At 43.3% G+C, this 24,945-nt stretch carries 24 protein-coding genes; 17 read left to right on the top strand and 7 right to left on the bottom strand.

Annotated elements, in window-relative coordinates; translation table 11 throughout:
* Positions 1-137: 137 nt before the first annotated feature.
* Both ACQKL6_RS08210 and ACQKL6_RS08205 read right to left on the bottom strand, forming a co-directional pair.
* Positions 138-590: a universal stress protein gene (locus tag ACQKL6_RS08210; protein WP_402986602.1), complete on the bottom strand. Its 453-nt coding sequence runs from the start codon at positions 588-590 to the stop codon at positions 138-140.
* Between the two features lie 83 nt (positions 591-673).
* The gene (locus ACQKL6_RS08205) at positions 674-1,771 is read right to left on the bottom strand and encodes a M24 family metallopeptidase (RefSeq protein ID WP_427650949.1); all 1,098 of its coding nucleotides are present in this window, start codon (positions 1,769-1,771) and stop codon (positions 674-676) included.
* Between the two features lie 114 nt (positions 1,772-1,885).
* On the opposite strand from ACQKL6_RS08205, the gene ACQKL6_RS08200 reads away from it, so the two are divergent.
* The 3 genes from ACQKL6_RS08200 to ACQKL6_RS08190 all read left to right on the top strand — a co-directional run bounded on the left by ACQKL6_RS08200 (position 1,886) and on the right by ACQKL6_RS08190 (position 4,355).
* Complete coding sequence (locus ACQKL6_RS08200) at positions 1,886-2,566, top strand: metal-dependent hydrolase (protein ID WP_427650948.1); 681 nt, start codon at positions 1,886-1,888, stop codon at positions 2,564-2,566.
* 173 nt (positions 2,567-2,739) lie between these two features.
* Positions 2,740-2,967 (top strand): hypothetical protein, encoded by a 228-nt coding sequence (locus ACQKL6_RS08195; protein ID WP_402874343.1) that lies wholly within the window; start codon positions 2,740-2,742, stop codon positions 2,965-2,967.
* A 68-nt stretch (positions 2,968-3,035) separates the two neighbouring features.
* Positions 3,036-4,355, top strand: coding sequence for a DRTGG domain-containing protein (locus ACQKL6_RS08190; protein WP_402874345.1), 1,320 nt, complete (start codon positions 3,036-3,038; stop codon positions 4,353-4,355).
* Positions 4,356-4,382: 27 nt separating this feature from the next.
* Here the strand turns inward: ACQKL6_RS08190 and ACQKL6_RS08185 are convergent, their stop codons facing one another.
* Positions 4,383-4,685 carry a YtpI family protein gene (locus tag ACQKL6_RS08185; RefSeq protein ID WP_402874347.1) on the bottom strand — a complete coding sequence of 101 codons (303 nt, stop codon included), beginning with the start codon at positions 4,683-4,685 and terminating at the stop codon, positions 4,383-4,385.
* 165 nt (positions 4,686-4,850) lie between these two features.
* Here ACQKL6_RS08185 and ACQKL6_RS08180 point away from each other — a divergent pair, with 165 nt between their 5' ends.
* Complete coding sequence (locus tag ACQKL6_RS08180) at positions 4,851-5,789, top strand: DHH family phosphoesterase (protein WP_402874350.1); 939 nt, start codon at positions 4,851-4,853, stop codon at positions 5,787-5,789.
* A gap of 19 nt (positions 5,790-5,808) precedes the next feature.
* Here ACQKL6_RS08180 and ACQKL6_RS08175 read toward each other — a convergent pair whose 3' ends face one another.
* The 3 genes from ACQKL6_RS08175 to ACQKL6_RS08165 are packed head-to-tail and all read right to left on the bottom strand — an operon-like array spanning position 5,809 to position 6,991.
* Positions 5,809-6,192: a VOC family protein gene (locus ACQKL6_RS08175; protein WP_427650947.1), complete on the bottom strand. Its 384-nt coding sequence runs from the start codon at positions 6,190-6,192 to the stop codon at positions 5,809-5,811.
* 20 nt (positions 6,193-6,212) lie between these two features.
* On the bottom strand, positions 6,213-6,716 hold the full coding sequence (gene ytrI / locus ACQKL6_RS08170; protein ID WP_402874357.1) for a sporulation membrane protein YtrI: 504 nt from the start codon (positions 6,714-6,716) through the stop codon (positions 6,213-6,215).
* Complete coding sequence (locus tag ACQKL6_RS08165; RefSeq protein ID WP_402874635.1) at positions 6,713-6,991, bottom strand: YtrH family sporulation protein; 279 nt, start codon at positions 6,989-6,991, stop codon at positions 6,713-6,715. Before ACQKL6_RS08165 ends, ytrI begins: the two co-directional genes overlap by 4 nt.
* Here ACQKL6_RS08165 and ACQKL6_RS08160 point away from each other — a divergent pair.
* The 11 genes from ACQKL6_RS08160 to aceA all read left to right on the top strand — a co-directional run bounded on the left by ACQKL6_RS08160 (position 6,876) and on the right by aceA (position 21,348).
* Positions 6,876-7,148 carry a hypothetical protein gene (locus ACQKL6_RS08160; protein ID WP_402874647.1) on the top strand — a complete coding sequence of 91 codons (273 nt, stop codon included), beginning with the start codon at positions 6,876-6,878 and terminating at the stop codon, positions 7,146-7,148. The genes ACQKL6_RS08165 and ACQKL6_RS08160 overlap by 116 nt on opposite strands.
* A gap of 85 nt (positions 7,149-7,233) precedes the next feature.
* Positions 7,234-10,593, top strand: a complete 3,360-nt coding sequence (gene dnaE, locus ACQKL6_RS08155) for a DNA polymerase III subunit alpha (protein ID WP_427650946.1) — start codon at positions 7,234-7,236, stop codon at positions 10,591-10,593.
* Between the two features lie 110 nt (positions 10,594-10,703).
* A complete protein-coding gene (locus tag ACQKL6_RS08150) occupies positions 10,704-11,945 on the top strand; it encodes an NAD(P)-dependent malic enzyme (RefSeq protein ID WP_402874363.1) in 1,242 nt (413 codons plus the stop codon).
* 5 nt (positions 11,946-11,950) lie between these two features.
* Entirely contained in the window at positions 11,951-12,580 is a 630-nt protein-coding gene (locus tag ACQKL6_RS08145; protein ID WP_427590631.1) for a FadR/GntR family transcriptional regulator, read from the top strand.
* A gap of 91 nt (positions 12,581-12,671) precedes the next feature.
* Positions 12,672-13,535, top strand: coding sequence for an acetyl-CoA carboxylase, carboxyltransferase subunit beta (gene accD, locus ACQKL6_RS08140; protein WP_402874367.1), 864 nt, complete (start codon positions 12,672-12,674; stop codon positions 13,533-13,535).
* The gene (gene accA / locus ACQKL6_RS08135; protein ID WP_427590630.1) at positions 13,532-14,530 is read left to right on the top strand and encodes an acetyl-CoA carboxylase carboxyl transferase subunit alpha; all 999 of its coding nucleotides are present in this window, start codon (positions 13,532-13,534) and stop codon (positions 14,528-14,530) included. Before accD ends, accA begins: the two co-directional genes overlap by 4 nt.
* Before the next feature lie 274 nt (positions 14,531-14,804).
* Positions 14,805-15,764, top strand: coding sequence for a 6-phosphofructokinase (gene pfkA, locus ACQKL6_RS08130; RefSeq protein WP_402874373.1), 960 nt, complete (start codon positions 14,805-14,807; stop codon positions 15,762-15,764).
* An 83-nt stretch (positions 15,765-15,847) separates the two neighbouring features.
* The gene (gene pyk, locus ACQKL6_RS08125) at positions 15,848-17,608 is read left to right on the top strand and encodes a pyruvate kinase (RefSeq protein WP_427650945.1); all 1,761 of its coding nucleotides are present in this window, start codon (positions 15,848-15,850) and stop codon (positions 17,606-17,608) included.
* An 81-nt stretch (positions 17,609-17,689) separates the two neighbouring features.
* The gene (locus ACQKL6_RS08120) at positions 17,690-18,082 is read left to right on the top strand and encodes an FxsA family protein (RefSeq protein WP_427650944.1); all 393 of its coding nucleotides are present in this window, start codon (positions 17,690-17,692) and stop codon (positions 18,080-18,082) included.
* Between the two features lie 341 nt (positions 18,083-18,423).
* Positions 18,424-20,016 carry a malate synthase A gene (gene aceB, locus ACQKL6_RS08115; protein WP_402874382.1) on the top strand — a complete coding sequence of 531 codons (1,593 nt, stop codon included), beginning with the start codon at positions 18,424-18,426 and terminating at the stop codon, positions 20,014-20,016.
* A gap of 48 nt (positions 20,017-20,064) precedes the next feature.
* Entirely contained in the window at positions 20,065-21,348 is a 1,284-nt protein-coding gene (gene aceA / locus ACQKL6_RS08110) for an isocitrate lyase (protein ID WP_402986592.1), read from the top strand.
* Positions 21,349-21,401: 53 nt separating this feature from the next.
* Here the strand turns inward: aceA and ytvI are convergent, their stop codons facing one another.
* A complete protein-coding gene (gene ytvI, locus ACQKL6_RS08105; RefSeq protein ID WP_427590628.1) occupies positions 21,402-22,544 on the bottom strand; it encodes a sporulation integral membrane protein YtvI in 1,143 nt (380 codons plus the stop codon).
* Between the two features lie 188 nt (positions 22,545-22,732).
* Here ytvI and ACQKL6_RS08100 point away from each other — a divergent pair, with 188 nt between their 5' ends.
* Positions 22,733-23,194, top strand: coding sequence for a DUF441 domain-containing protein (locus ACQKL6_RS08100; protein WP_402874391.1), 462 nt, complete (start codon positions 22,733-22,735; stop codon positions 23,192-23,194).
* A 543-nt stretch (positions 23,195-23,737) separates the two neighbouring features.
* Positions 23,738-24,853: a citrate synthase gene (gene citZ, locus ACQKL6_RS08095; protein WP_402874394.1), complete on the top strand. Its 1,116-nt coding sequence runs from the start codon at positions 23,738-23,740 to the stop codon at positions 24,851-24,853.
* Positions 24,854-24,945: the final 92 nt, after the last annotated feature.

Here is a 24,945-nt window from a genome sequence, read left to right as displayed (position 1 = left end):
GAGACCTATATTCTAAATTTTGAGCGAAATTTCAAGAAAATATCAAAAAGGGGTCCGGAATGAAATCATTCCGGACCCCTTTTGTCGACAAACTGAGATCGTACACCGATTTGGTGTACGATCTTTTTTTAAAAATTTTAGTTTTTATCAGTACGGACAATGATGACATCACAATTTGAGTGGCGAACAATACCTTCTGATACGCTTCCAATCAAGAAACGTTCAACGGCATTAAGTCCAGTCGCACCACAAACGATTAAATCAATCGTATGTTTTTTCGCTAAGTCTCTTGGTATTTTGACTTTAGGAGAACCATACTCCACTTCCGTAATTACGTTAGTGATGCCAGAGGCAACCGCTTCTGTTTTATACTTTTCCAATAAGTCATTGGCAAAGGTTTCAGAACGATCGCGGATAGTCATATCGTAAGCTTCGATAGTCGGGAAATTCCTGGTGTCGACGATATGAGCCAGAACTAGAGTCGCGTTACTTAGTTTTGCAAGGTATATCGCTTTTTTTAAGGCCCATTCTGCTTCTTCAGAACCGTCCACCGCTACAAGGATATTTTTATAATCTATCGTACCCATCATGAATCTCCTCCTTCTACTTCACTCCCATTATACTATAATTTTCCTTATTCAATTGTAACAAATTTACGAATTTTTGGTGAAGTCTATCTTAATATTTGGAGGCTTTTCGGATATTTGGTCAAGACTTCACAACCTGTTTCGGTTATATACAGATCATCCTCTATCCTCACGCCTGCCACCTCCGGAACATAGATACCTGGTTCGATTGTATAAACCATGCCCTTTTGCAACTTAAGTGAATTCGTTTCCTTTAACGATGGATATTCATGGACGCTAATGCCAAGTCCGTGCCCAAGACGGTGTGGGAAATAGTCGCCGTAGCCTTTGTTCTGGATGATGCTTCTGGCAGTCCGGTCGATCTCGGAACAAGCAACACCGGGTTTGCTTGCTGCAATGGCAGCTTCCTGCGCTTTTCGAACCGTTTCATAGATCTCGGCTTGCTTGTCATTGATGTCCCCGAACGCGACGGTCCTGGTGATGTCTGAGCAATACCCTTCATATACGACACCTAGATCAAAAAGAACGAGGTCACCACGCTGAACTTTCGATGCCCCTGGTGTTCCATGAGGCGAAGCTCCGTTCTTTCCAGTCAGGACCATTGTAGAGAATGACATTTGGCTAACGCCGACCTTCTTCATTTCGAATTCAATTGCAGCCAGGATTTCCATTTCGGTTTTCCCTTCACGGATTTCGCTGACTCCGACTTCGATAGCCACGTCGGCAAGTCGGCAGGCTTCACGAATCTTGACCATTTCATCTTCGGATTTGATCATTCGCATCTTTTGTAGCTTCTCCTCGGCTGAAACGAGTACCGGCGCATCAAAATGATGCTGTATGTTTTCATAGCGTTCCACATTCATATGTTGTTTTTCAATCGCGATTTTCTTCAAGGATAATCCACGTTGACTAACCGCTTTCTGGATTTTCAACCATGGATCTTCGATATCGGTGTAGCCAATGATCTCGCCTTGCCATCCAGCATTCTTGGCATCAGGCACTTCCATTTGCGGACAAACCAAAAATGGCTCTGCATTCGTGAAAATGGCTAGTGCCAGCAGTCTTTCATTCGGGTCACTAAAGAATCCACTGCAATAAAAGACGTTTTCGGTAGAAGTTAGAATGGCTGCGTCCAACTCATTGGTTTGCAACCAGTTTTGTAGTTCTTTCAAATGTTTATTCATGACGATTCCTCCATAGATAGGATATAATTACCTTAGCAATAACTATTTAAATAGTAAATGGTAAAGCTTTTGAAAAAATTCAAAAAAGTGTGTATCGGAAAGGAGCATCATTTAATGAAAGTATCTTTTCATGGACATGCCATCGTGAAAGTGGAGACCAATGGCAAGACGATTCTTTTTGACCCATTCATCACTGGAAATGAACTAACGGATCTAAAGGTGGCGGACGTAAAGCCGGATGTAATCATCTTAACACATGGTCATAATGATCACATTGGTGACACGGTGGAATTAGCGAAAAAGCACGATGCCCTTGTCATCGGAATTGCTGAAATAGCCGTTTATTTAGGAAATCAAGGCGTCAGGACACATGGCATGAGCATTGGTGGTGCTTATGAATTTGATTTTGGCACTGTGAAATTGACCCCTGCATTTCATGGAACCGGATTCAATACGGCAGATGGTCAGATCATCTATCTAGGGATGCCTGCCGGCGTATTGTTGACTGTAGAAGGAAAAACGATCTATCATGCTGGTGACACGGCCGTTTATTCCGACATGAAACTGATTGGGGAAAGACATCCGATTGACCTGGCATTTCTGCCTATCGGCGATAACTTCACAATGGGGCCGGATGATGCAGCGCTTGCCGCAAAATTCCTCCAGGCGAAGCAGGTCGTGCCGATCCACTACAACACGTTCCCGGTCATCAAACAGGATCCTAACAAATTCATCGATATACTAGAAGCAAAAAATGGACTGGTTATGGAACCCGGAGATGCAATCGATTTATAATGACACAACAACAGGGGCCTGATTCGGAGGCTCCTTTTTATATAGGAAATGAATGATCAAGAAGCATGGATGTAGTATGTCTCGTCGACAAGCTTAAAAATCCCCTGTAGGCTCCATTCTTTTTATTCATCCTCTTGCATAAAATTAAGGGATGGAATGAAGGAGGGGGTTGGATGAAGCAAAGGTTATTGCTCTGTTTGCTTTTATGCGGTGTGATGCTGTATTATGCAGTTCCGCGCCTATCGTTGGAAAGCGGGGGCCCAGAGAGTTTGTTTGGGGGAACTTGGCTTTTGTTCGCGCTATTAGCCGTGGCGGGGAATTTGACAGGCATTCTGTATTCACCTGCAAAACGGAAAGTGAAACGGCAGCATCAAAAGAAAAGGTTGCGTGAATATCAGTAGTTGTTTGATAATCTAGGCTCTTTGACCTTATAATGGGATATAGGAATACCGTGAAAAGGGTGAAGCGCTTGGCTACAAAGCATGAACAAATATTAAAACATATCGATGGACTTCCGGTTGGTGAAAAGATTTCCGTCCGCCAGATTGCCAAAGTCCTGAATGTAAGTGAGGGCACGGCATACCGTGCGATTAAAGAGGCGGAGAATCAAGGCTATGTAAGTTCCATTGAGCGGGTCGGCACGATCCGTATTGAGAAAAAGAAAAAAGAGAATATTGAGAAGCTAACGTTTGCCGAGGTAGTCAATATAGTTGATGGACAAGTCTTAGGTGGAAAAACGGGTCTTCATAAAACGTTAAATAAATTCGTTATCGGTGCGATGAAGCTTGAAGCGATGATGAGATATACGGGTGCAGGAAACCTGTTGATTGTAGGGAATCGTACCCAGGCGCATGAGCACGCATTAAAAGCAGGTGCAGCGGTGCTGATTACCGGTGGGTTCGATGCCGAAGAATCCGTTAAGATATTGGCCGATGAATTGGAGATGCCGGTCATTTCAACGAGTTACGATACCTTTACTGTCGCGACCATGATCAATCGGGCCATTTATGACCAATTGATCAAAAAGGAAATCCTATTGGTAGAGGATATTTTGACGCCCGTTCAGGAAACGACCTTCTTAACCGTGGGTGATCGGGTTCAAAATTGGCATGAATTGAATCAGGAGTCGGGTCATAGCCGTTTCCCTGTCGTTGATGAAAACATGAAGGTTCAGGGTATGGTCACCTCAAAAGATGTCATGGGCCAAGAAGAAACGACGCTCATTGATAAGGTGATGACGAAGAATCCGATGACCGTAGGCGATAAAATGAGTGTTGCCTCATCTGCCCATATGATGGTGTGGGAAGGAATCGAGTTGATTCCAGTCGTTAGTGACAGTCACATCCTGAAAGGGATCGTGAGCAGGCAGGATGTACTGAAGGCGTTACAGATGAGCCAAAGACAGCCACAGGTCGGTGAAACGATTGACGATACGATCACGAGCCAGCTGGTGATGACGTCAAACCAAGGCAAGGGACAAGAAGTGTATAGCTATGGTGTTACACCTCAAATGACCAATTATCTTGGTACGATTTCAAGTGGGGTGTTCACGACACTGGTTACGGATTCAGCCAATCGTGCACTCAGAGGCTACAAACGCGGCGATTTAGTCGTTGAAAATATGACGATTTACTTCATCAAGCCTGTTCAGATCGACAGTACGCTTGAAATTCATCCGCGTGTCCTGGATGTGGGGCGTAAGTTCGGGAAAGTGGATGTCGAGGTATTTAACCAAGGCAAGCTTGTAGGGAAAGCCATGCTGACATGTCAGTTGCTTGATCGTTCTTAACTAACGAAAGAGGATAATCGAATTCGATTATCCTCTTTGATTTGTGGCTTCTTCAATGGCATGTGGGAGGTAGAACTTATACATTTTGTAACCGCCCCAAACGCTGAATAGTCCGACAACAATGAATACGGCAGCAATGATGTATGTAACGGTCGTTTGGAAAAGGAAAAGCTGATTGACTCCAAATAAGGCTACAAAGGCACCGAGGGCAATGGATGATTTTCCTGAAATCCACTTTTTCTCCATCGGCATTTTCGTGCGTACCATTTTAATTTTGTAAAATACATAAATCCCTAGTGACAGAACGATCAAGGTGACAAGGATAGGCATGGTTTATAATTCCCCCAATTTAACATATGTACCTTATTATTGTAGCGGGAAACTCTAGAGATTGCCACCTAAAACAAGATGAGCCTTCCTATTTCGCCAATTTTTTGATTAAATAAAATATATCGTCTTAATTTGTACAATAACATATATAAAAAGGAGATTTATATGAAGGCTGAAATTTTAGCAGATATAAAGCGTTATGATACGATTATCATTCATCGCCATGTCCGGCCTGACCCGGATGCTTATGGTTCGCAAGGGGGATTGGCTGAAATTCTGAAGGCGTCATTTCCTGAGAAGCGCATTTTCACGGTCGGGAAAGAAGAGCCTTCGTTACATTATTTAAGGAGGCTTGATGTGATTTCGGATGAAATGTACCAAGGGGCTTTGGTCATCGTTTGTGACACCGCCAATACTGACCGAATCTGCGACAGCCGTTATCCGACAGGGGATAAGCTGATCAAGATTGATCACCATCCAAACGAAGATCCCTATGGAGACATGCGTTGGGTCGATACGTCCGCTAGCTCGACGAGTGAAATGATTTATGAATTTTATCTATTTGGTAAAGATCAAGGATTGAAGATGAGCGATGAGGCAGCCCGTCTACTTTATGCAGGTATCGTTGGTGATACGGGACGTTTTCTTTTTCAAAGCACGACCGAGAAAACATTCGCCTATGCAAGTGAGTTGATTCATTATTCATTCTCCCGTCCACAGTTATATCAAGAGATGTATGATGTCGATGAAAGCATTACCCGCCTGAATGGTTATGTGCTGCAAAACTTCGAGATTCTACCAAACGGAACAGGGAAGATGATCATCACGAAGGATATCCTGGAAAAATTTCATGCGACGCCTTCAGAAGCCTCCCAGCTTGTCTCCTCGCTGGGTTCGATTAAAAACGTGAAATCTTGGGTCTTTTTCATTGAAGAAGAAAAGGAGATCCGGGTTCGTTTCCGTTCTAAAGGTCCAATCATCAACATGATCGCCAGGAAATACAATGGTGGCGGACACCCATTTGCAGCAGGGGCCTCTATTTATTCTTGGGATGCAGTGGATGATATTTTGGCTGATCTAGAAGAGGTAAACAAAGCCGAATAAGAAAAGCAAAAAGACCAAATCATCTTGAATTTGGTCTTTTGCCATGTAGATATTCACGATGTTGGGAAATTTTTAGCTGGTTGCCATCGGGATCTTTGAAATTGAACCATCGGTCATGTTCGATTCCTGTTGTACATTCTACTTTCCCTTTCATATATTCGTACGCTTCGATGACGTTCGTCGTGTTGAAGTGAAAGGGAGGGACTTTGAAAATGCGATCTTCGGAAAATATCTTACTGTCCAAAACAATGCCCGTTCCGATCATAGGCAAGGCATACAGGTGCCCGAATAAAATATCCCCGGTCACCGGGATGCCCAACAGGTCAGAATACCAATCGCGGGCCACTTCAATATTACGAACCGGGATAAAGACCGCACCGATTTGGTTTAAGATTGGGTTCATCGTTCACCTCTCCAATAGCATCATTTCGCCCTCTTGATTGTGAGTTCAATATTCATTTTTGTATAAAACATAATTTCATTGACTTCCAGTTCGTACCGTTTCTTATTAATCTCGATGATTTTGTTTTCAATCGACTTCTTAAGCAGCACTTTTCCGTTATATACACTTACGACATCTTTAGCGAGAAGGGAAGAGAGGTCATCTTCTATGACATCCTCGGCATCGGCGATACTCAGCTTATCGAGGCTGTAAAATTGCCCGTTGGTGATTTTCACCTCGACTTCTTGAATCGTTAAAATCTCTTCGTTTTGCTGATTTAATTTTTTGTAATCCTGCTCCCAAATCGCGATTTTTTCGGTCAAATCCTTCATCTCTTCTCTTTGCTCATGAATGATCCGGATCTGCGTTTCCTGCTGCACTCCGTACATGTAAAAGAAAATCACCCAGCTGAGCAGTCCGCCTAATGCTGCACCGGCAAAAAAACGCTGCCAGGTGGGAAGCCGATGATAAGGGGGGATCCTCATGGTGAAATATGCTCCTGTGTGAACCAATTGATGATTAACGCTCCTGTCTGTGCACCCCCGAGGGCGGAGAGGATCAATAGCACCTGCTTCACGATATCCTTTGTTTGTCCGTGGAAAATGCCACGTTCAAAATTATAGACCATATCGAAGGTCCCTCCGATGGCAGCGACGATCGCCCAAATCCTTAGGCTGTCCGATAAGCGGAAAACGGTCGTCATCGGGGCTTGTCCCGTGAAAAAAGCCGCCAGTCCGCCAATGATCGACCCGCCAAGCAAAACGCCGAGCGCGATGAAAAAACTGTTGATAAATGCCGGAACAAAGGCTTCGTTCATGTATCATCATCCTTTTTGGCTTGATATTCTTCTACTCTATTTATATGGGAAGCGCGGAGGTAATATGATAGCCTGTGAAAATCAAAGTGGACGAACCTGATTGGCAATGAGAACATATTTTCTTTTTTTGAAATAAACACTATAATAAAAAGAAACATGCCCTTTCAAAGGTGGGAGAAAAAAACGTGTATACACATCTCCATATTCAGAGCGGATACAGCCTGCTGAGCAGTACGGTGAAAATTCGTGAACTTGTGGCTAAAGCGAAAGCGGATGGCTGTACGAGTCTAGCATTAACCGACCGAAATGTTATGTATGGATCGGTTTATTTTTATAAGGAATGCAAAAAACAGGGGATAAAACCGATTATCGGGATTCTCGCGGATGTTCTAGATGAACAAGATGCCGCACATCCTCTTCTTTTACTAGCAAGAAATCTTCAAGGCTACCAAAACCTGCTGAAAATAAGCAGTGCTATCAAAACGAAATCTCCGTCGGGCATTCCATTTAATTGGCTTAAAGCCTATTCTACGGGATTGATTGCGCTTTCCCCGGGTGCGGAAGGGCAAATCGAAAGGTTATTGGAAGAAGAAAGGCCCGAGGAGGCGAGGAAAGCTGCCGAGCAATTTTTGAAAGTGTTCGGACATGATAACTTTTATTTATCCCTTCAACGGCTGGATATTGCCAAGGAGGAGCAGCAAATACAAGCAATCTGTCAATTGGCCAAAGAGCTGAAAATCGAGCTTGTAGCGACGAACCCGGTCTATTACTTGAACCAAAGTGATGCACTGGCACATGAAGCGCTACTGGCCATCGGTAATGGCGACAAGCTGGCGGACGAAACGAGGGTGGTGCTTCCATCCACACAGTTTTATATGAAAAGCCGTGCTGAAATGGCTGAACGGTTCAGTGACTTGCCGGATGCCCTTCAAAATACGCTACATATAGCCGCGCAATGCAATCTTACTATTCCTTTTCATCGTTCCCTGCTACCCAAATACCCTACAGCAACTGGAGTTACGGCTGAAGAAATGCTCGAAACCCTCTGCTTCCAGGGCTTGAAGAAACGAATACCTGAACCATCTATCCAATATGAAGAGCGTCTGCGCTTTGAATTGGCTGTCATTAAGCAAATGAAATTCAGCGATTATTTCTTAATCGTTTGGGATTTCATGAAATTTGCAAGGGACCACCAGATTTTGACGGGGCCGGGACGGGGGTCTGCAGCAGGATCGATGGTCGCCTACGTTCTGTCGATTACGGATGTCGATCCAATCGAACATTCTCTGCTGTTCGAGCGATTTCTAAATCCTGAGCGGGTAACGATGCCCGATATCGATATTGACTTCCCGGATAACCGCCGCGAGGAAGTGATTGCTTATGTCGCGAAGAAATACGGGGAATTGCATGTTGCCCAAATCATCACATTTGGTACTTTAGCCGCAAAGGCGGCGTTGCGTGATACCGGACGCGTCTTCGGTTTGAATACAAAAGAGCAGGAAATGGTATCGAAAATGATCCCGGGACGCCTTGGGATCACCTTGCCTGAAGCGTTAAAAGAATCCAAGCGATTACAGGACTTCATAAAGGAAAGTGAGCGGAACCAGAAGCTTTTTGAAACGGCACTTCTGCTTGAGGGGCTTCCACGCCATACCTCCACACATGCGGCTGGTGTCGTCATAAGCGATCAGGCGCTCACTGAGCATATCCCGATTCAGGAAGGGCATGATGGCATCCACCTGACTCAATATCCAATGGACCTCCTCGAGGAACTCGGCCTTCTGAAAATGGATTTTCTAGGTCTGCGCAATTTAACGCTCCTGGATAATATTTTGAAAAACATCCAAAAGGGGATGGGGAAAAAACTGAATTTGTCCCATATACCCATGGATGATCCGCAGACCCTGTCCATGCTGGGACGGGGTGAAACGACGGGCGTGTTCCAGTTCGAATCGGATGGGATACGGAAGGTGTTAATGAACCTGAAGCCAAACCGTTTTGAAGATATCGTCGCGGTCAATGCCTTATATCGTCCAGGTCCCATGGAAAACATTCCACTTTTCATCGAGCGCAAACACGGGCTGGTCCCAATAGAATATCACCATCCGGATTTGAAGGAGATTCTCGATCCTACATACGGCGTCATCGTATATCAGGAACAGATCATGCAGATTGCATCACGACTTGCCGGTTTCTCCCTGGGAGAGGCCGATTTATTAAGGCGTGCCGTCTCGAAGAAGAAAAAGGAAGTATTGGACCAGGAGAGGGAGCATTTCGTGAATGGTGCCTTGAAGCAAGGGTATTCCGAGAAAACAGCGGACGACATCTATACCCTGATCGTCCGGTTCGCCAATTATGGATTCAACAGGAGCCATGCTGTAGCATACAGTGTCATTGCCTATCAGCTTGCCTATTTGAAAACCCATTATCATGAGTATTTCATGGCTGCCCTCATGACCTCTGCCGTCGGAAATGATGATAAGATTGCCCAGTATGTCCGTGAAGCCAAGAAGAAAGGCATTTCCGTGCTGCCTCCTTCCATTAATGAAAGCGGCTATCCTTTTTTACCGGAGAAAGAAGGGATTCGATTCAGTCTTGGTGCCATAAAAGGAATCGGTGGGACGGTCCTGAAGGAAATCTTTGCGGCTAGACGCCAAAAGAAATTCGGGGACCTATTCGATTTCTGTTTGCGGGTGTCGGGAAAAATTGTCAATCGAAAGGTATTGGAAGCATTGGTGCATTCAGGTGCCTTTGATGAATTTGGCGAAGACCGTGCCACCTTGCTAGCTAGCCTGGATGTCGCAATCAGCCATACCGAATTGGTCAATCCGGATGATGATTTATTCGATATGTTTTCGGATGGCGAATTCTCGCTAAAGCCTAAATACAATCATGTCGATCCCATTCCGGTGGAGGACAAGTTATCCTTTGAAAAGAGTGTACTTGGCCTATACCTTTCCAATCATCCCGTGACGAGCTATAAAGGAATTTTCGGCCACTTCGGTTGCTTGACCATCGATGAAGCATTAAGTAAGAAAGAGGCAAAAATCCTGCTTGGCGTGTACATCACGGCGGTTAAGACCATTCGTACGAAAAAGGGGGATGTCATGGCATTCTTGACTGTCAGTGATGAAGAAGGCGATCTTGAAGCCGTCGTATTCCCCAATGTGTATAAAAACTACTCTGCCATCTTGAATCACGGACAGTTGGCCATGCTTCAAGGTACATTGGAGGAGCGGAGCGGAAAAACGCAGCTCATCATCCAATATGTCTATCCGTTGGACCAAGTGAAAGATATGGCACAGAAAAAAAACGGAACGCTTTTCTTGAAGATTGAAGCGGAAAAGCAAACAAAAGACACTCTTCAAAAAATAAAAAAAATATTAATCCAGCATACTGGCGAAACGAAGGTCATGCTATTTTATGAGCGGGAAAACCGCTATGTACAGCTATCCTATTGGGATTGGGTCAACCCGAGCGATAAGTTAATCGATCTTTTAAATGGATTGTTAGGAAAAGGAAATGTCGTTTATAAGAGAGAATAACTATTTTACAACTTTATCAGGTATGTTATATTGAATGCAGGCCCATGTGGTCTGACCACTAGATTTCAGCATAATTTCCGGGTTGCCCAATTCGTTCTAGGAGTGAGAATATGACATTAAGAGAAGAAGCATTACATATGCATCGCTTGAATCAAGGGAAATTAGAAACCGTTTCGAAAGTACCAGTTAGGAATGCAGTGGATTTAAGCTTGGCTTATTCTCCTGGTGTCGCCGAACCATGTAAGGAAATTTACGAAAAACCTGAAACCGTTTATGACTATACAATGAAAGGGAATACGGTAGCCGTTATTTCTGATGGAACGGCAGTGTTGGGCCTAGGCAATATCGGTCCTGAAGCCGCCTTGCCTGTCATGGAAGGCAAAGCTGTCTTGTTCAAGAGTTTTGCGGGAGTGGATTCATTTCCAATCTGTTTAAAAACGACGGATGTGGATAAGATTGTAGAGACCGTCAAATTGCTCGAACCGACATTCGGCGGAGTGAACCTAGAAGATATTGCAGCACCGAATTGTTTTGAAATCGAAGAACGATTAAAAAAAGAAATGAATATTCCTGTATTTCATGATGATCAGCACGGTACAGCAATTGTAACCGTGGCCGGTCTTGTAAATGCTTTGCGTCTTGTAGGAAAATCGATAACGGAAATTAAAGTCGTGGCCAGTGGTGCCGGAGCGGCAGGCATTGCCATCATAAAGTTGCTTTATAGCTATGGAGTGCGTGACATTATCATGTGTGACACGAAAGGTGCCATCTATGAAGGGCGTACGTTAGGTATGAATGATATAAAAGAACAAGTAGCGAAAGTAACCAACCGGGATAAGGTTCAAGGAAACCTTGCGACTGTTATCAAGGGAGCGGACGTATTCATCGGTGTGTCTGCGGCGGGAGCTTTGAATAAGGATATGATTTCTTCCATGAACGAAGATCCAATCATTTTCGCCATGGCTAATCCCAATCCTGAAATCATGCCGGAGGAAGCGAAAGCTGCGGGTGCCAAAGTGGTGGGGACAGGTCGCTCTGACTTCCCAAATCAGGTCAATAATGTACTGGCTTTCCCTGGAATCTTTCGAGGCGCTTTAGATGTACGTGCCACACATATCAATGAAAAAATGAAGGTGGCGGCTGTACAGGCGATTGCAGGTTTAATAGAAGAGCATGAACTTCATGAAGACTATGTTATTCCCGCACCTTTTGATGCTAGAGTTGCACCTGCAGTCGCTGCAGCTGTGGCAAAGGCGGCTATGGAAACCGGGGTTGCAAGAATTCACGCGGATCCAGAACAAATTAAAGAAAAAACAAGAAAACTAGCAAACATTGGACAAAGTGAGGAATAACTAATTTGGCAGAACGTACTTCTTCAACCAAAATTTATCTCGATGTTGTGGAAAGCCTACGGAGCATGATTGAATCGGATAACCTCTTACCGGGCGATAAAATTCCTTCTGAACGGGAGTTATCCGACCGTCTGAATGTTGGACGTTCATCTGTCCGTGAAGCATTGCGAGCACTAGAGCTTTTAGGATTGATAGAAACTAGACGTGGTGAAGGAACGTTTATTAGGGATTTCCAGGAGCATAAGTTAGTCGAGCTTCTGGGAACCTTTTTTTTGCAAGATAAAAAAGTTCAAGAAGATTTAGCCGAGACCAAACGGTTAATTGAAATCGATTGTTTGAAGATCGTGGCCTTCTTCGCCACGGCCCAAGAGGTTAAATCGTTAATGGACTGGGTCAAGGTAGAAGAATTCCATGATGATGATTTCTTCTTGAGGATCGCCATATTAAATCGCAATCGTTTGCTTGAAAGAATTTGGCGTATTGTCAACAGCTATGCTAGAGCATCAGAGCAAATCAAAACAAAAACGAAAAAAGAAGATTATCTTTTGTTGCTTACATATTTGCTTGAACGTGATGAAGAAAAAGCCATCGAAGCATACCTTACTAAAATCAGAAATTTGTCGAAGGAAGAGTGACAGCATTTTACACGATTTTGAATATATTTCTGATATAGTTTGGACCAAAGTTTCTTTAAAAAGAGGTTTGGTGGCAAAGGGAGGATTAGACTTGCTTAAAGAGCTATTTGCAAAATCTAAGAAGAAATATGCAACGGTTCCTTTAGATCGTGAAAAACAGGATGTACCTGAAGGAATTATGACGAAGTGCCCAGGTTGCAAAAAAATCATGTATACAAAAGAATTAGTGAAAAACGTAAAAGTCTGTTTGCATTGTGGGTTCCATCATTCCATGTCCTCTCATGAGCGCATAGAATTTCTTTTCGACGCCAATAGTTTCACTGAATTTGATAAAGAAATGATTTCCGTTAACCCCCTTCAGTTCCCGGATTATCTGGAAAAGCTGGAAAAGGATAAAGTGAAGGCCAAAATTAATGAGGCAGTGGTTACAGGGGTAGGAAGCATAAATGGTTTCCAAATATCAACGGCCATCATGGATTCCAATTTCCGGATGGGAAGTATGGGGTCCGTCGTTGGGGAAAAAATCACACGGGCGATTGAACGGGCCGGCGAATTGAAGATACCGTTCATCATTTTTACCGCATCTGGTGGGGCGCGAATGCAAGAAGGTGTTCTGAGCCTCATGCAAATGGCCAAAACAAGTGCTGCCCTTAAAATGTTCAGCAATGAAGGTGGATTGATCATTTCGATGATGACCCATCCTACAACTGGTGGCGTTTCAGCCAGCTTTGCATCTCTTGGGGATATTAACCTTGCAGAACCTGGTGCCCTGATAGGATTCGCTGGAAGACGGATCATTGAACAAACGATCCATGAAGATCTTCCTGAAGATTTCCAAACAGCTGAATTTTTGATGAAGCATGGCCAATTGGATGCTGTGGTTAAACGGACGGAAATGAAAGATACCTTGACAACGATCCTGAAAATTCATGCCCCGGGTGGTGAATGGTTATGATTTACGAATTGGAATTTGAACGCCCTGTCACAGAGCTTCGAAGCAAGATTAAAGAACTAAGGGAAATAACAAAGGGAGCAGATGTTGATTTGACAGCTGAAATTGAAAGCTTGGAACAGCGTCTCGAGAAGTTGGAAACGGACATTTATAATAACTTAAAGCCATGGGATCGCGTGCAAATCGCTCGTCACCCAGCCCGTCCGACAACACTTGATTATATCCCTCTTATATTTAATGAGTTCATGGAATTCCATGGTGACCGATACTATGGTGATGATGAAGCCATCGTAGCCGGCATCGGGGAATTTGATGGACGTGCTGTGACCATCATCGGCCATCAGCGTGGTAAGGATACAAAGGAAAATATCCGTCGTAATTTTGGTATGCCTCATCCTGAAGGTTATCGAAAGGCTTTACGTCTGATGAAACAGGCCGAAAAGTTCAATCGCCCCATCATTTGTTTCATAGATACGAAGGGTGCCTTCCCTGGTAAAGCAGCGGAAGAGCGTGGCCAGAGTGAAGCCATCGCAAAAAACCTTTTTGAAATGGCAGGACTTAATGTACCTGTTATCAGTATTGTCATTGGTGAAGGTGGAAGTGGTGGTGCTTTGGCTCTAGGAGTAGCGGATCGGATTTATATGCTGGAGAACTCCACCTATTCTGTCATTTCTCCTGAAGGAGCAGCCGCTATCTTGTGGAAGGATGCTTCCCAAGCCAAGCGTGCAGCCGAAACCATGAAAATCACGGCTCCTGACCTCAACCGATTGGGAGTCATTGATGAAATCATCCCTGAAGTGAAAGGCGGGGCCCATCGCGATGCCGAGGAGCAAGCCAAAGCGATTAAGGATATATTGAAGCAATCAATCAATGAGCTTCTTTCCCTGAATAGTGAGGAACTGATCAATCAGCGTTATATGAAATTTAAAAATATCGGTGAATATGAATTTGAAGGACAGCCAGAAGGACCGATACTGGAAGTAAAACAACATTCATAAATACATGGCCAAGAAAAAACGTGCTGCCGGCAGGCAACACGTTTTTTCAACCTTAATATGATACTTAAATACCCAGGTGACTAAATTGATTCCTATTTTGGGAAATAAAACAATCTTTAACGCAATTTACTTCAATTTCTGTTCAGAATACGTTAGTCTTAATACATTGGATTAAGCAGTAAGAAGAGTTCCTTGCTTATCTTAGGTGAAAAAAGGGTACAATGAGGTTATTGAAAAGTTTTATGTCATTAGCGCAGTAGGAGAGGTGAACATAATGAAAAAAATAGGGGTATTAACAAGTGGAGGGGATTCTCCAGGCATGAATGCTGCAGTCCGGGCAGTCGTCCGGAAAGCGATTTTTCATGAAATGGAGGTCTATGGCATCTACCATGGCTATGAAGGGTTGATCAATGGCGACATAAGACGTCTTGAGCTTGGTTCTGTCGGGGATATCATACACCGCGGAGGCACGATGTTACATACTGCCCGCTGTCCTGAATTCAAAACGGAAGAGGGACAGTTAAAGGCAATCGAACAACTGAAAAAAGTGGGTATTGAGGGCATCGTCATCATTGGCGGTGACGGGTCTTACCTTGGAGCGAAGGCATTGACGGAACGAGGTTTTCCTTGCATTGGCGTTCCGGGAACGATCGATAACGATATTCCGGGAACGGACTTTACGATTGGTTTTGATACAGCCCTTAATACGGTCATCGATGCGATTGATAAAATCAGGGATACAGCTACTTCCCACGAACGGACGTATGTGGTTGAAGTGATGGGCCGAAACGCCGGTGACATTGCTCTTTGGGCCGGTCTTGCAGGAGGGGCTGAGACCATTTTATGCCCGGAATACGATTTCGATATGGAAGAGATGATAGGAAAGCTGAACCGGGGACATGAACGCGGGAAAAAGCATAGTATCATCGTTGTGGCAGAAGGTGTAGGCAGTGCTATGGAGATTTCCAAACAGATAGAAGCGAAAGCAGGGTTCGAAACGCGTGTTACGGTTCTGGGTCATGTACAACGTGGTGGCTCTCCTACTGCGTCTGACCGTGTGTTGGCAAGCAGGCTTGGCGCCCGCGCAGTCGAATTGCTTCTTGAAGGTTTAGGTGGCAGGGCTGTTGGCATTGAGGAAAATAAACTGGTTGATTACGATATCATCGATGCCTTATCGAAGAAGCACACGATTGATAAGAAAATGTATGACCTATCAGAAGAATTGTCTATTTAAATGATTGAAAAAAATATGTTTAATACTACGTCACTCTCCGTCATATGGCGGTAGAGGACGAGTTTCTTTAGGAGGTTGACACCATGCGCAAAACTAAAATTGTATGTACCATTGGGCCAGCTAGTGAAAGTGTAGAAAAGTTGGCTCAATTAATCGAGGCAGGGATGAATGTAGCACGTCTTAATTTTTCCCACGGTAATCATGAGGAACATGCTGCAAGAATTCGCAATATAAGAGAAGCATCAGAGAAAACGGGGAAACAGGTCGCTATCTTGCTTGATACAAAAGGTCCTGAAATACGGACGAATAACATGGAGAATGACTCGATCGAGTTGACTGCAGGTAAAGAAGTAACGATTTCGATGCAAGAAGTTTTGGGGACGCCAGAGAGATTCTCCATTACCTATGAAGGGCTTCTATATGATGTACAAGCTGGATCTAGAATTTTGCTGGACGATGGCTTGATTGGTCTTGAAGTGTTAGCAATTGATGAAATAAAAAAAGAAATTCATACGAAAATCCTAAACAGCGGTACATTGAAAAATAAAAAAGGCGTCAACGTTCCTGGCGTTTCCGTAAACTTGCCAGGGATCACGGAAAAAGATGAAAAGGACATCCTTTTCGGTATCGAACAAGGAATCGATTTCGTGGCCGCTTCTTTCGTCCGCAGGGCGTCGGATGTACTGGAAGTCCGGGAATTGTTGCAACAAAATAAAGCAGAACATATTCAAATCATCCCTAAAATTGAAAACCAGGAAGGCGTGGACCGTCTTGACGAAATTTTAGAAGTAGCTGATGGTTTGATGGTTGCGCGTGGTGATTTAGGTGTGGAAATCCCTGCAGAAGAAGTGCCACTTGTTCAAAAAGATATGATTAAGAAATGTAACAATGCAGGCAAACCGGTCATTACCGCTACACAAATGCTTGATTCGATGCAGCGTAATCCGCGTCCGACACGAGCTGAGGCAAGTGATGTGGCGAATGCGATTTTCGATGGAACGGATGCCATCATGCTTTCTGGTGAAACAGCTGCGGGGACTTACCCAGTCGAAGCCGTTCAGACTATGCATAACATTGCTTCACGTGCAGAAACAGCGCTGAATTATCGAGATATCCTTACAAGAAATAGCAAGTCGGATCGACATAATGTGACAGATGCCATTGGGGAATCCGTTGCACATACTGCGCTTAACCTTAATGCGGGTGCAATCATTACACCGACTGAAAGCGGTCATACGGCACGGATGATTTCTAAGTATCGTCCAAAAGCGCCTATTATTGCCGTTACCTCTAATGAAGATGTATCCAGACGGCTTGCATTGGTCTGGGGCGTTTATCCGCAGATGGGGCCTAAAGCAGAGACGACAGATGATATGCTCCAAACAGCGATTGACCAAAGCCTGGAATCCGGAATCGTTTCCCATGGGGATTTAGTGGTGATTACCGCTGGTGTGCCTGTAGGTGAAATAGGGACGACTAACTTGATGAAAATTCATGTGTTAGGAGAGGTTCTATTGAAGGCTCAAGGAATCGGTAGGAAAACAGCGAAGGGTGAAGTGGTCGTTGCCAAGAATGCCAAGGAAGCCTTAGAAAAAGTACAAGAAGGATCTGTTTTGGTTACAATCGGTTCGGATCGTGAAATGATGCCGGCAATAGAAAAGTGTGCCGCATTGATTACTGAAGAAGGCGGTTTGACTAGCCATGCGGCAGTTGTCGGCGTTACCTTAGGCATTCCTGTCATTGTCGGGGCTGATAATGCGACAAAGGCCTTTAAGGATGGACAGAGAATAACGGTCGATGCCAGCCGTGGAATCATTTATGATGGTCATGCCAAAGTTTTGTAAAACAAAATTTTGGATGAAATCCAATCGTTGATGTAAGATAGGTGTACCGCACCAGAAGTGGGCTGTGCAGGAGGAATGTAAATGAAGTACTTTTTATTGTTTATCATTGCGATGCCGATCATTGAGATTATTGTCCTCTTATTATCTGGCAATCTGATTGGGTTTTGGCCAACGCTGTTCCTAATTGTAGCCACTGGTTTAATCGGAGCTTATTTGGCTAAAAGCCAAGGAATGGAAATATGGAAAAAGGCACAGGGTCAGGTTCGTCAAGGGATGATGCCTGGAAATGAAATCGTCGATGGAATCTGTATCTTCATCGGATCCGCTCTGTTGCTATCACCCGGACTGATTTCGGATATCTTGGGATTGATCCTGGTATTTCCACCCACCCGTAATCTTTTAAAACCAATTGTTATTCGGATCATGATGAACAGGATGAATAAAGGAAAAGTTACGATCATTCAACATAAATAGAAAAAGGCTATCCACAAAGATAAGAATGTGGATAGCCTTTTTTGCGTTCGCCCCATAAACGAATCCAGCATACGAAGGAAATCTTGCCACTCAAAATCTTAACTGTTTCATGCAAAAAGTGGACAAGGAAGAAAAAATGAAATGGAAAAAACAGAATCTTTGCAATTATTTTTTTTAATAGAAACGCCTATATACCAGGCTTTTTATAGTCAATTAATCTCTTTTTTTAAAAAAATTGGAAAAGTAGGTGACAAATTTATACAACGTGTTATATAATACAAACAGGAAATAAAATAACTGTATTATAACATATAAGAGTTTGAAAGGATGTGGAAAGCAACATGATTACTGAAGCAAAAGGTTTACAAATAACAGGGGATATCAAGCCTGGATATGAACAAATACTTACTACGGAAGCGCTTCAATTCATTGAACGGATTGAACGGCAGTTCGGTGCAAGGAGAAGGGAACTGTTAGAGCGACGTAAAACGGTCCAAGAGGAAATAAACCAAGGAAAGCAGCTTGATTTCCTGGAGGAAACGAAACATATCCGTGAAGGTGATTGGACAATCGCTCCCCTCCCGAAGGACTTGCAAGACCGCAGGGTTGAAATTACAGGGCCGGTTGATCGTAAGATGATCATCAATGCATTAAACTCAGGGGCTTGCGTGTTTATGGCAGACTTTGAAGATGCCAACTCGCCTACTTGGGAAAATTGCATAGATGGGCAACTGAACTTGAGGGATGCCATCCGCGGTACCATCTCATTTGAAAATCCAAACGGTAAAGTATATAGATTGAATGAAAAAACGGCAGTCTTGAAAATCAGACCCCGTGGCTGGCACTTGGAAGAAAAACACGTTCTATTAAATGGACAGCCTATATCCGCCAGCATATTCGACTTCGGTCTTTACTTTTATCATAATGTGAAAGCATTGATCGAAAATGGAAGCGGTCCATACTTCTATCTTCCGAAGATGGAAAGTCATCTCGAAGCCAGATTATGGAATGACATCTTTGTCTATGCCCAGAATGATTTAAGAATTCCGCAGGGGACAATTAGAGCGACGGTACTAATCGAAACGATTCTTGCAGCATTCGAAATGGACGAAATCTTGTATGAGTTGAAAGAACACTCAGCAGGCCTAAACTGCGGTCGCTGGGATTACATCTTCAGCTTCCTGAAGAAATTCCGTCACTCAGAGGACGTAATCTTCCCAGATCGATTACAGGTTACAATGACGGTTCCGAACATGAGAGCTTACTCCCTTCTCGCAATCAAGACTTGCCACACCCGTAATGCTCCGGCAATCGGTGGAATGGCTGCCCAAATTCCGGTCAAGAATGACCCGGTCAAGAATGATGAGGCGTTCGCGAAGGTTCGTGCGGATAAAGAACGTGAAGCGAGAGATGGGCATGACGGTACATGGGTCGCTCATCCAGGCATGGTCAGTACTGCGAAAGAAGTGTTTGACCTTCTTGTTCCGAAACCGAATCAAATTTACCGCAAACGTGAAGATGTAGAAGTGACGGCTAAAGATTTGCTGGAAGTCCCAGAAGGATCCATTACGGAGGCTGGCTTACGGACAAATATAAACGTCGGCATTCAGTATATCGCTTCCTGGTTATGTGGTAGAGGAGCGGCTCCTATCAATAACTTGATGGAAGATGCCGCTACAGCAGAAATTTCCCGCGCTCAAGTGTGGCAGTGGATTCGTCATCCTAAAGGCATACTAGAAGATGGCAGGAAAGTGACGGAAGAATTATTCCATCAAATCAAAGAGGAAGAATTGGAAGTCATTAAATCCGAGATTGGTGAAGAAGCTTTCAAAACAGGGAAATTTGAAGAATCTACTAAACTATTCGAAGAATTGATTGTGGCTGAAGACTTCGCTGATTTCTTAACGAATCCAGCATACGAAAAATTATCTTAATATTCTATCAATTATGAACGTACTATAAACTATTAGGGGGAAAATATAATGACGAACGAAAGAGTAGAGCAATTACAACAAAGCTGGGAAACTGATTCAAGATGGAATGGAATTAAACGCACGTATACAGCTGAGGAAGTTATCAAATTAAGAGGGTCCATTGACATCGAGCAAACCTTAGCGCGTCGGGGAGCTGAAAAACTATGGAATCTCCTGAAACAAGAAGATTTCATCAATGCACTAGGAGCATTGACTGGTAACCAAGCGATGCAACAAGTAAAAGCGGGTTTAAAGGCCATCTATCTAAGTGGTTGGCAAGTGGCTGCAGATGCGAATATCGCTGGCCAGATGTACCCGGATCAAAGCTTATACCCAGCAAACTCTGTACCACAAGTCGTTAAACGCATCAATCAAACACTGCAACGGGCCGATCAAATCAGCTTTGCTGAAGGAAAAGACGATATCGATTGGTTTGCCCCTATCGTAGCTGATGCGGAAGCAGGTTTTGGTGGAGCCCTTAATGTTTTCGAACTAATGAAAGGGATGATCGAAGCTGGAGCTGCCGGTGTTCACTTTGAAGATCAGCTTTCCTCCGAGAAAAAATGTGGCCATTTAGGTGGGAAAGTGCTTCTTCCAACACAAATTGCCATACGTAACCTGATTTCTGCCCGCTTGGCTGCAGACGTAATGGGAACACCGACTATATTGATTGCTCGCACGGATGCTGACGCCGCTGACTTGATCACGGATGATATCGATCCAGTCGATGCCCCATTCATCACAGGCGAACGTACTCCAGAAGGATTCTACCGCACGAAAGCGGGACTTGACCAAGCGATTGCTCGTGGCCTGGCTTATGCACCATACGCTGACCTTATCTGGTGTGAAACGTCCGAGCCAAACCTTGCAGATGCCCGTCGTTTTGCCGAAGCGATTCATGCTGAGTTCCCAGGAAAACTACTAGCATACAATTGCTCGCCATCGTTTAACTGGAAAGCGAAATTGAGTGATGAGGAAATTGCGAGCTACCAAGTCGAATTAGGGAAACTGGGTTACAAATTCCAATTCGTTACACTTGCTGGATTCCATTCATTGAACCATAGCATGTTTAACCTTGCTCTTGGATACAAAGACCGTGGAATGGCAGCATACTCAGAACTTCAACAAGCAGAATTCGCTAGTGAAGGGGACGGCTATACGGCAACTCGTCACCAACGCGAGGTTGGAACTGGATACTTCGATGAAGTGGCACAGGTTGTATCTGGTGGAACTTCTTCTACAACAGCACTTGCTGGTTCTACTGAAGCTGAACAATTCGAAACTTCAAAATAAGAGATAGATAGAAAAAATCCGCCCCGAATATCGGGCGGATTTTTTCTTTGATTTTAAAGAAATTTGTTTGGAGTGGGTTTTTTCGTATCCGGTCCCATGATGTACGACCAAATGGCTTGAAAGACATGAGCACGTTGAAGGGTATTGAATATGACTAGGGTTACTGGCCCGGCGATCAATCCAAGAAACCCGATTAATTTAAAACCAATGAATAAGGCGATGAGAGTAGCAAGTGGATCCAAGCCAATACTAGAAGAAAGAACTTTTGGTTCAATTAGTTGGCGCTGGACAACAACGATGATGTAAAGCACAGACAGCCCGATGGCAAGACTGGTATTCCCAGAGATGAATTCGAAGATGATCCATGGAATGAAGATGGTCCCTGTACCCAAATAAGGAATGATATCGACTAAGCCGCAAATTAAAGCGATGGTAATCGAATACTTGACCCCTAATATAAGAAATCCGATTAAAATGGTAACGGTCGTTAATGAAACTAGAGTGAATTGAGCGCGAATGAATCCGAATAATGCTCGTTTTAAATCACGGAATAAACGTTTGGCCCCGGAAAATAGTTTATTTGGCAATACATTTCCCGTCATTCGTCCGAAACGGTCATAGTCTTTGCTGATGAAGAAAGTGCCCAGTAGGGTAAAGAGTAGTGCTGTCACCGTCGTTGGAAACCAGCCGATGATGGCGGGGATATTTTTCAGGAATGCCTGAATGAAACCGCTGACCCCGGTAGTGATGGATTCACCAATATTTTGGATGTTCTTTAGGATGGTGTCCTGCTGATCTTGATCTAATGTATTGAACATGGCTGTGGTTTGGTTATATAGGGGAATGATCTTGGTGGCAATGAGCGTTTCTATGTAATCTACGATGGTTTCGATATGTTCCGGTATCACACCCGCAAGGTAATTAGTACCTGATATGATTTCGGTAACTAATAGGGTGATGAGTCCGGCAAAAATAAGGAAAATGAGTAATAGGGAGACAAATACAGCAAGTCCTCGTGGCAAGTGAGCTTTCTTTTCGAAGAAAGTCACAAGGGGGTTCATCAAGAAAGCAATGATCATGGCAATAATGAATGGATACGTATACTTAGATAAATAAAATAAGGCGATCCCGCCCAAAATGATGATTCCGATGACTGATATGAAACGAATGAAACGGTAGATGTAAACAGGATTCAAGACATTCCCTCCTTCTAACGGCTGCATTGTATTATAATTGTAACGACAATGGTAAAGAAAGGAAAGTTCCTTTTGGATCCAATATGAACTATTTCTATTGGTAGCCAAATAAATACCATGGATTTTGACAAAGGTAAACAGGCGGTTTGTTATGTTAAAATAACAAAAAGGAAAGAGGAGGAGGAGAAGTGATAAACGGCCCGGTCGTGTTTTTAATTTTACTTGCGGCAATCGGTTGGTTTGGGAAAAACACATCCCTTATTGCCGCAGCAGGTTTTCTTTTACTCATGAAAATCATTGGTCTTGATGCCAAAGTGTTCCCTTATTTAGAAGCAAAGGGAATCAACCTAGGCGTTACGATCATTACGATTGCAGTGCTCATCCCTATTGCTAATGGAGCGATTGGCTTCAAGGAACTGGGGGATGCGATTAAATCGCCCTATGCATGGATTGCGCTGGCTTCTGGTATAGCTGTTGCCTTGATTGCGAAAAATGGAATTACCTTGCTTTCTCACGATCCACATATTACAACCGCATTGGTTTTTGGGACGATTCTAGCCGTCGCATTATTCAAAGGTGTGGCTGTAGGTCCGTTGATTGGTGCTGGAATTGCTTATTTATGCATGCAGATTTTTGATTTTTTTAAATAATTGACACAGGGAATGAATAGTAATTGTTTAATTTTTCTGGAATCTTTTTTTCTTTTCTATGTTAGATTTATTCTGCTTCATTTCATTTTTTTGTAAGAATGTGGTGGAAAAAGCTGAAAAAAAAGGTGGATTAGGAATAGAGATTTTTCTAATGAAATAATAATTTTTTCATATTTTAAGCGCTTTTCATTCCCAAAAAAGTGATTATTGTTTATAATAATGTTGTAACTACTCCGAGTCATTATATTAGGATTTAGAAATAGTAGTTTCTGATGATCTAAAAAAAGAGTGTAGTTATTTGAGCAAGCGCTCACTAGGAAGCGAAACTACAAGCATTAATTTTTAGAATTCGTATAAGCGATTGTAAAAGGTCGTGCATGCTCCTTTGATTGGCATTCACATCAGTGAATACTTATCGATGGGTGACGCATGTCTTCAGCTAAAAAATAGATGGTTGGGTAGGATAGCTTACTCTTGGAAGCGCTATATTTATACGTAATGAGCAAGGATATAGGGGAATTTTAGAAAAAGGAGAGATTTTATATGACAGCAACAAAAGGTCTAGAAGGTGTGGTAGCAACCACTTCATCCGTAAGCTCGATTATCGACGATACACTAACTTACGTTGGGTACGATATCGATGATTTAGCTACAAATGCCACTTTTGAGGAAGTAATCTATCTTTTATGGCATGGAGCTCTTCCAAACAAAAGCCAATTAGCTGAATTAACTAAACAACTAGCTGAAAACGCAGAACTTCCTGCAGAAGTTGTTAATCATTTCAAAACATACCCAATTGATAAAGTACATCCAATGGGTGCTCTTCGCACAGCGGTATCACTTCTTGGTCTATATGATGAAGAAGCTGACGTAATGAGTGAAGAAGCTAACTATCGTAAAGCCATTCGCATCCAAGCTAAAATCCCAACGTTGGTAACAACTTTCGCCCGTACCCGTCAAGGTAAGGAAGCGGTTGCACCACGTAAAGATCTAAGCTTCGCTGCTAACTTCTTATATATGTTAAGTGGTAACGAGCCAACTGCAATCGAAGAAGAAGCATTCAACAAAGCATTGGTACTACATGCTGACCATGAATTAAACGCTTCTACTTTCACTGCACGCGTTTGCGTTGCTACTCTTTCTGATATCTATTCTGGCGTTACATCTGCCATTGGCGCATTAAAAGGCCCACTTCATGGCGGAGCTAACGAACAAGTTATGAAAATGCTTACAGAAATCGGTTCAGTAGAAAACGTTGAGCCTTATATCAACGAAAAACTAGCTAACAAAGAAAAAATCATGGGCTTTGGCCACCGTGTATACCGTAAAGGTGACCCACGTGCTAAACACCTTAAAGAAATGTCTAAAAAATTGACTGAGCTTACTGGTCAGCCTCAATATTATGAAATGTCGACTAAAATTCACGAAATCGTGACTGGTCAAAAAAATCTTCCGCCAAACGTAGATTTCTATTCAGCTTCTGTATACCACAGCCTAGGTATCGAGCATGACCTATTCACACCAGTCTTTGCTGTTAGCCGTGCATCAGGTTGGATCGCTCATATCCTTGAGCAATATTCAAACAACCGCCTTATCCGTCCACGTGCAGAGTATGTTGGACCAGGTATGCAAAAGTACATTCCGATTGAAAATCGATAAAATTTTTGAATAAATAAAAGTTTTTTCAAAATTTATATTTAATTTCATCGGATTTGTAGTAAATTAAAAGATGTGAGTAAACGAGGTTAGTG

It is taken from the genome of Peribacillus sp. NPDC097197, from assembly GCF_050278025.1.
Lineage (GTDB): Bacteria > Bacillota > Bacilli > Bacillales > DSM-1321 > Peribacillus.
This window is presented reverse-complemented; position numbering and strand designations above follow the sequence as displayed.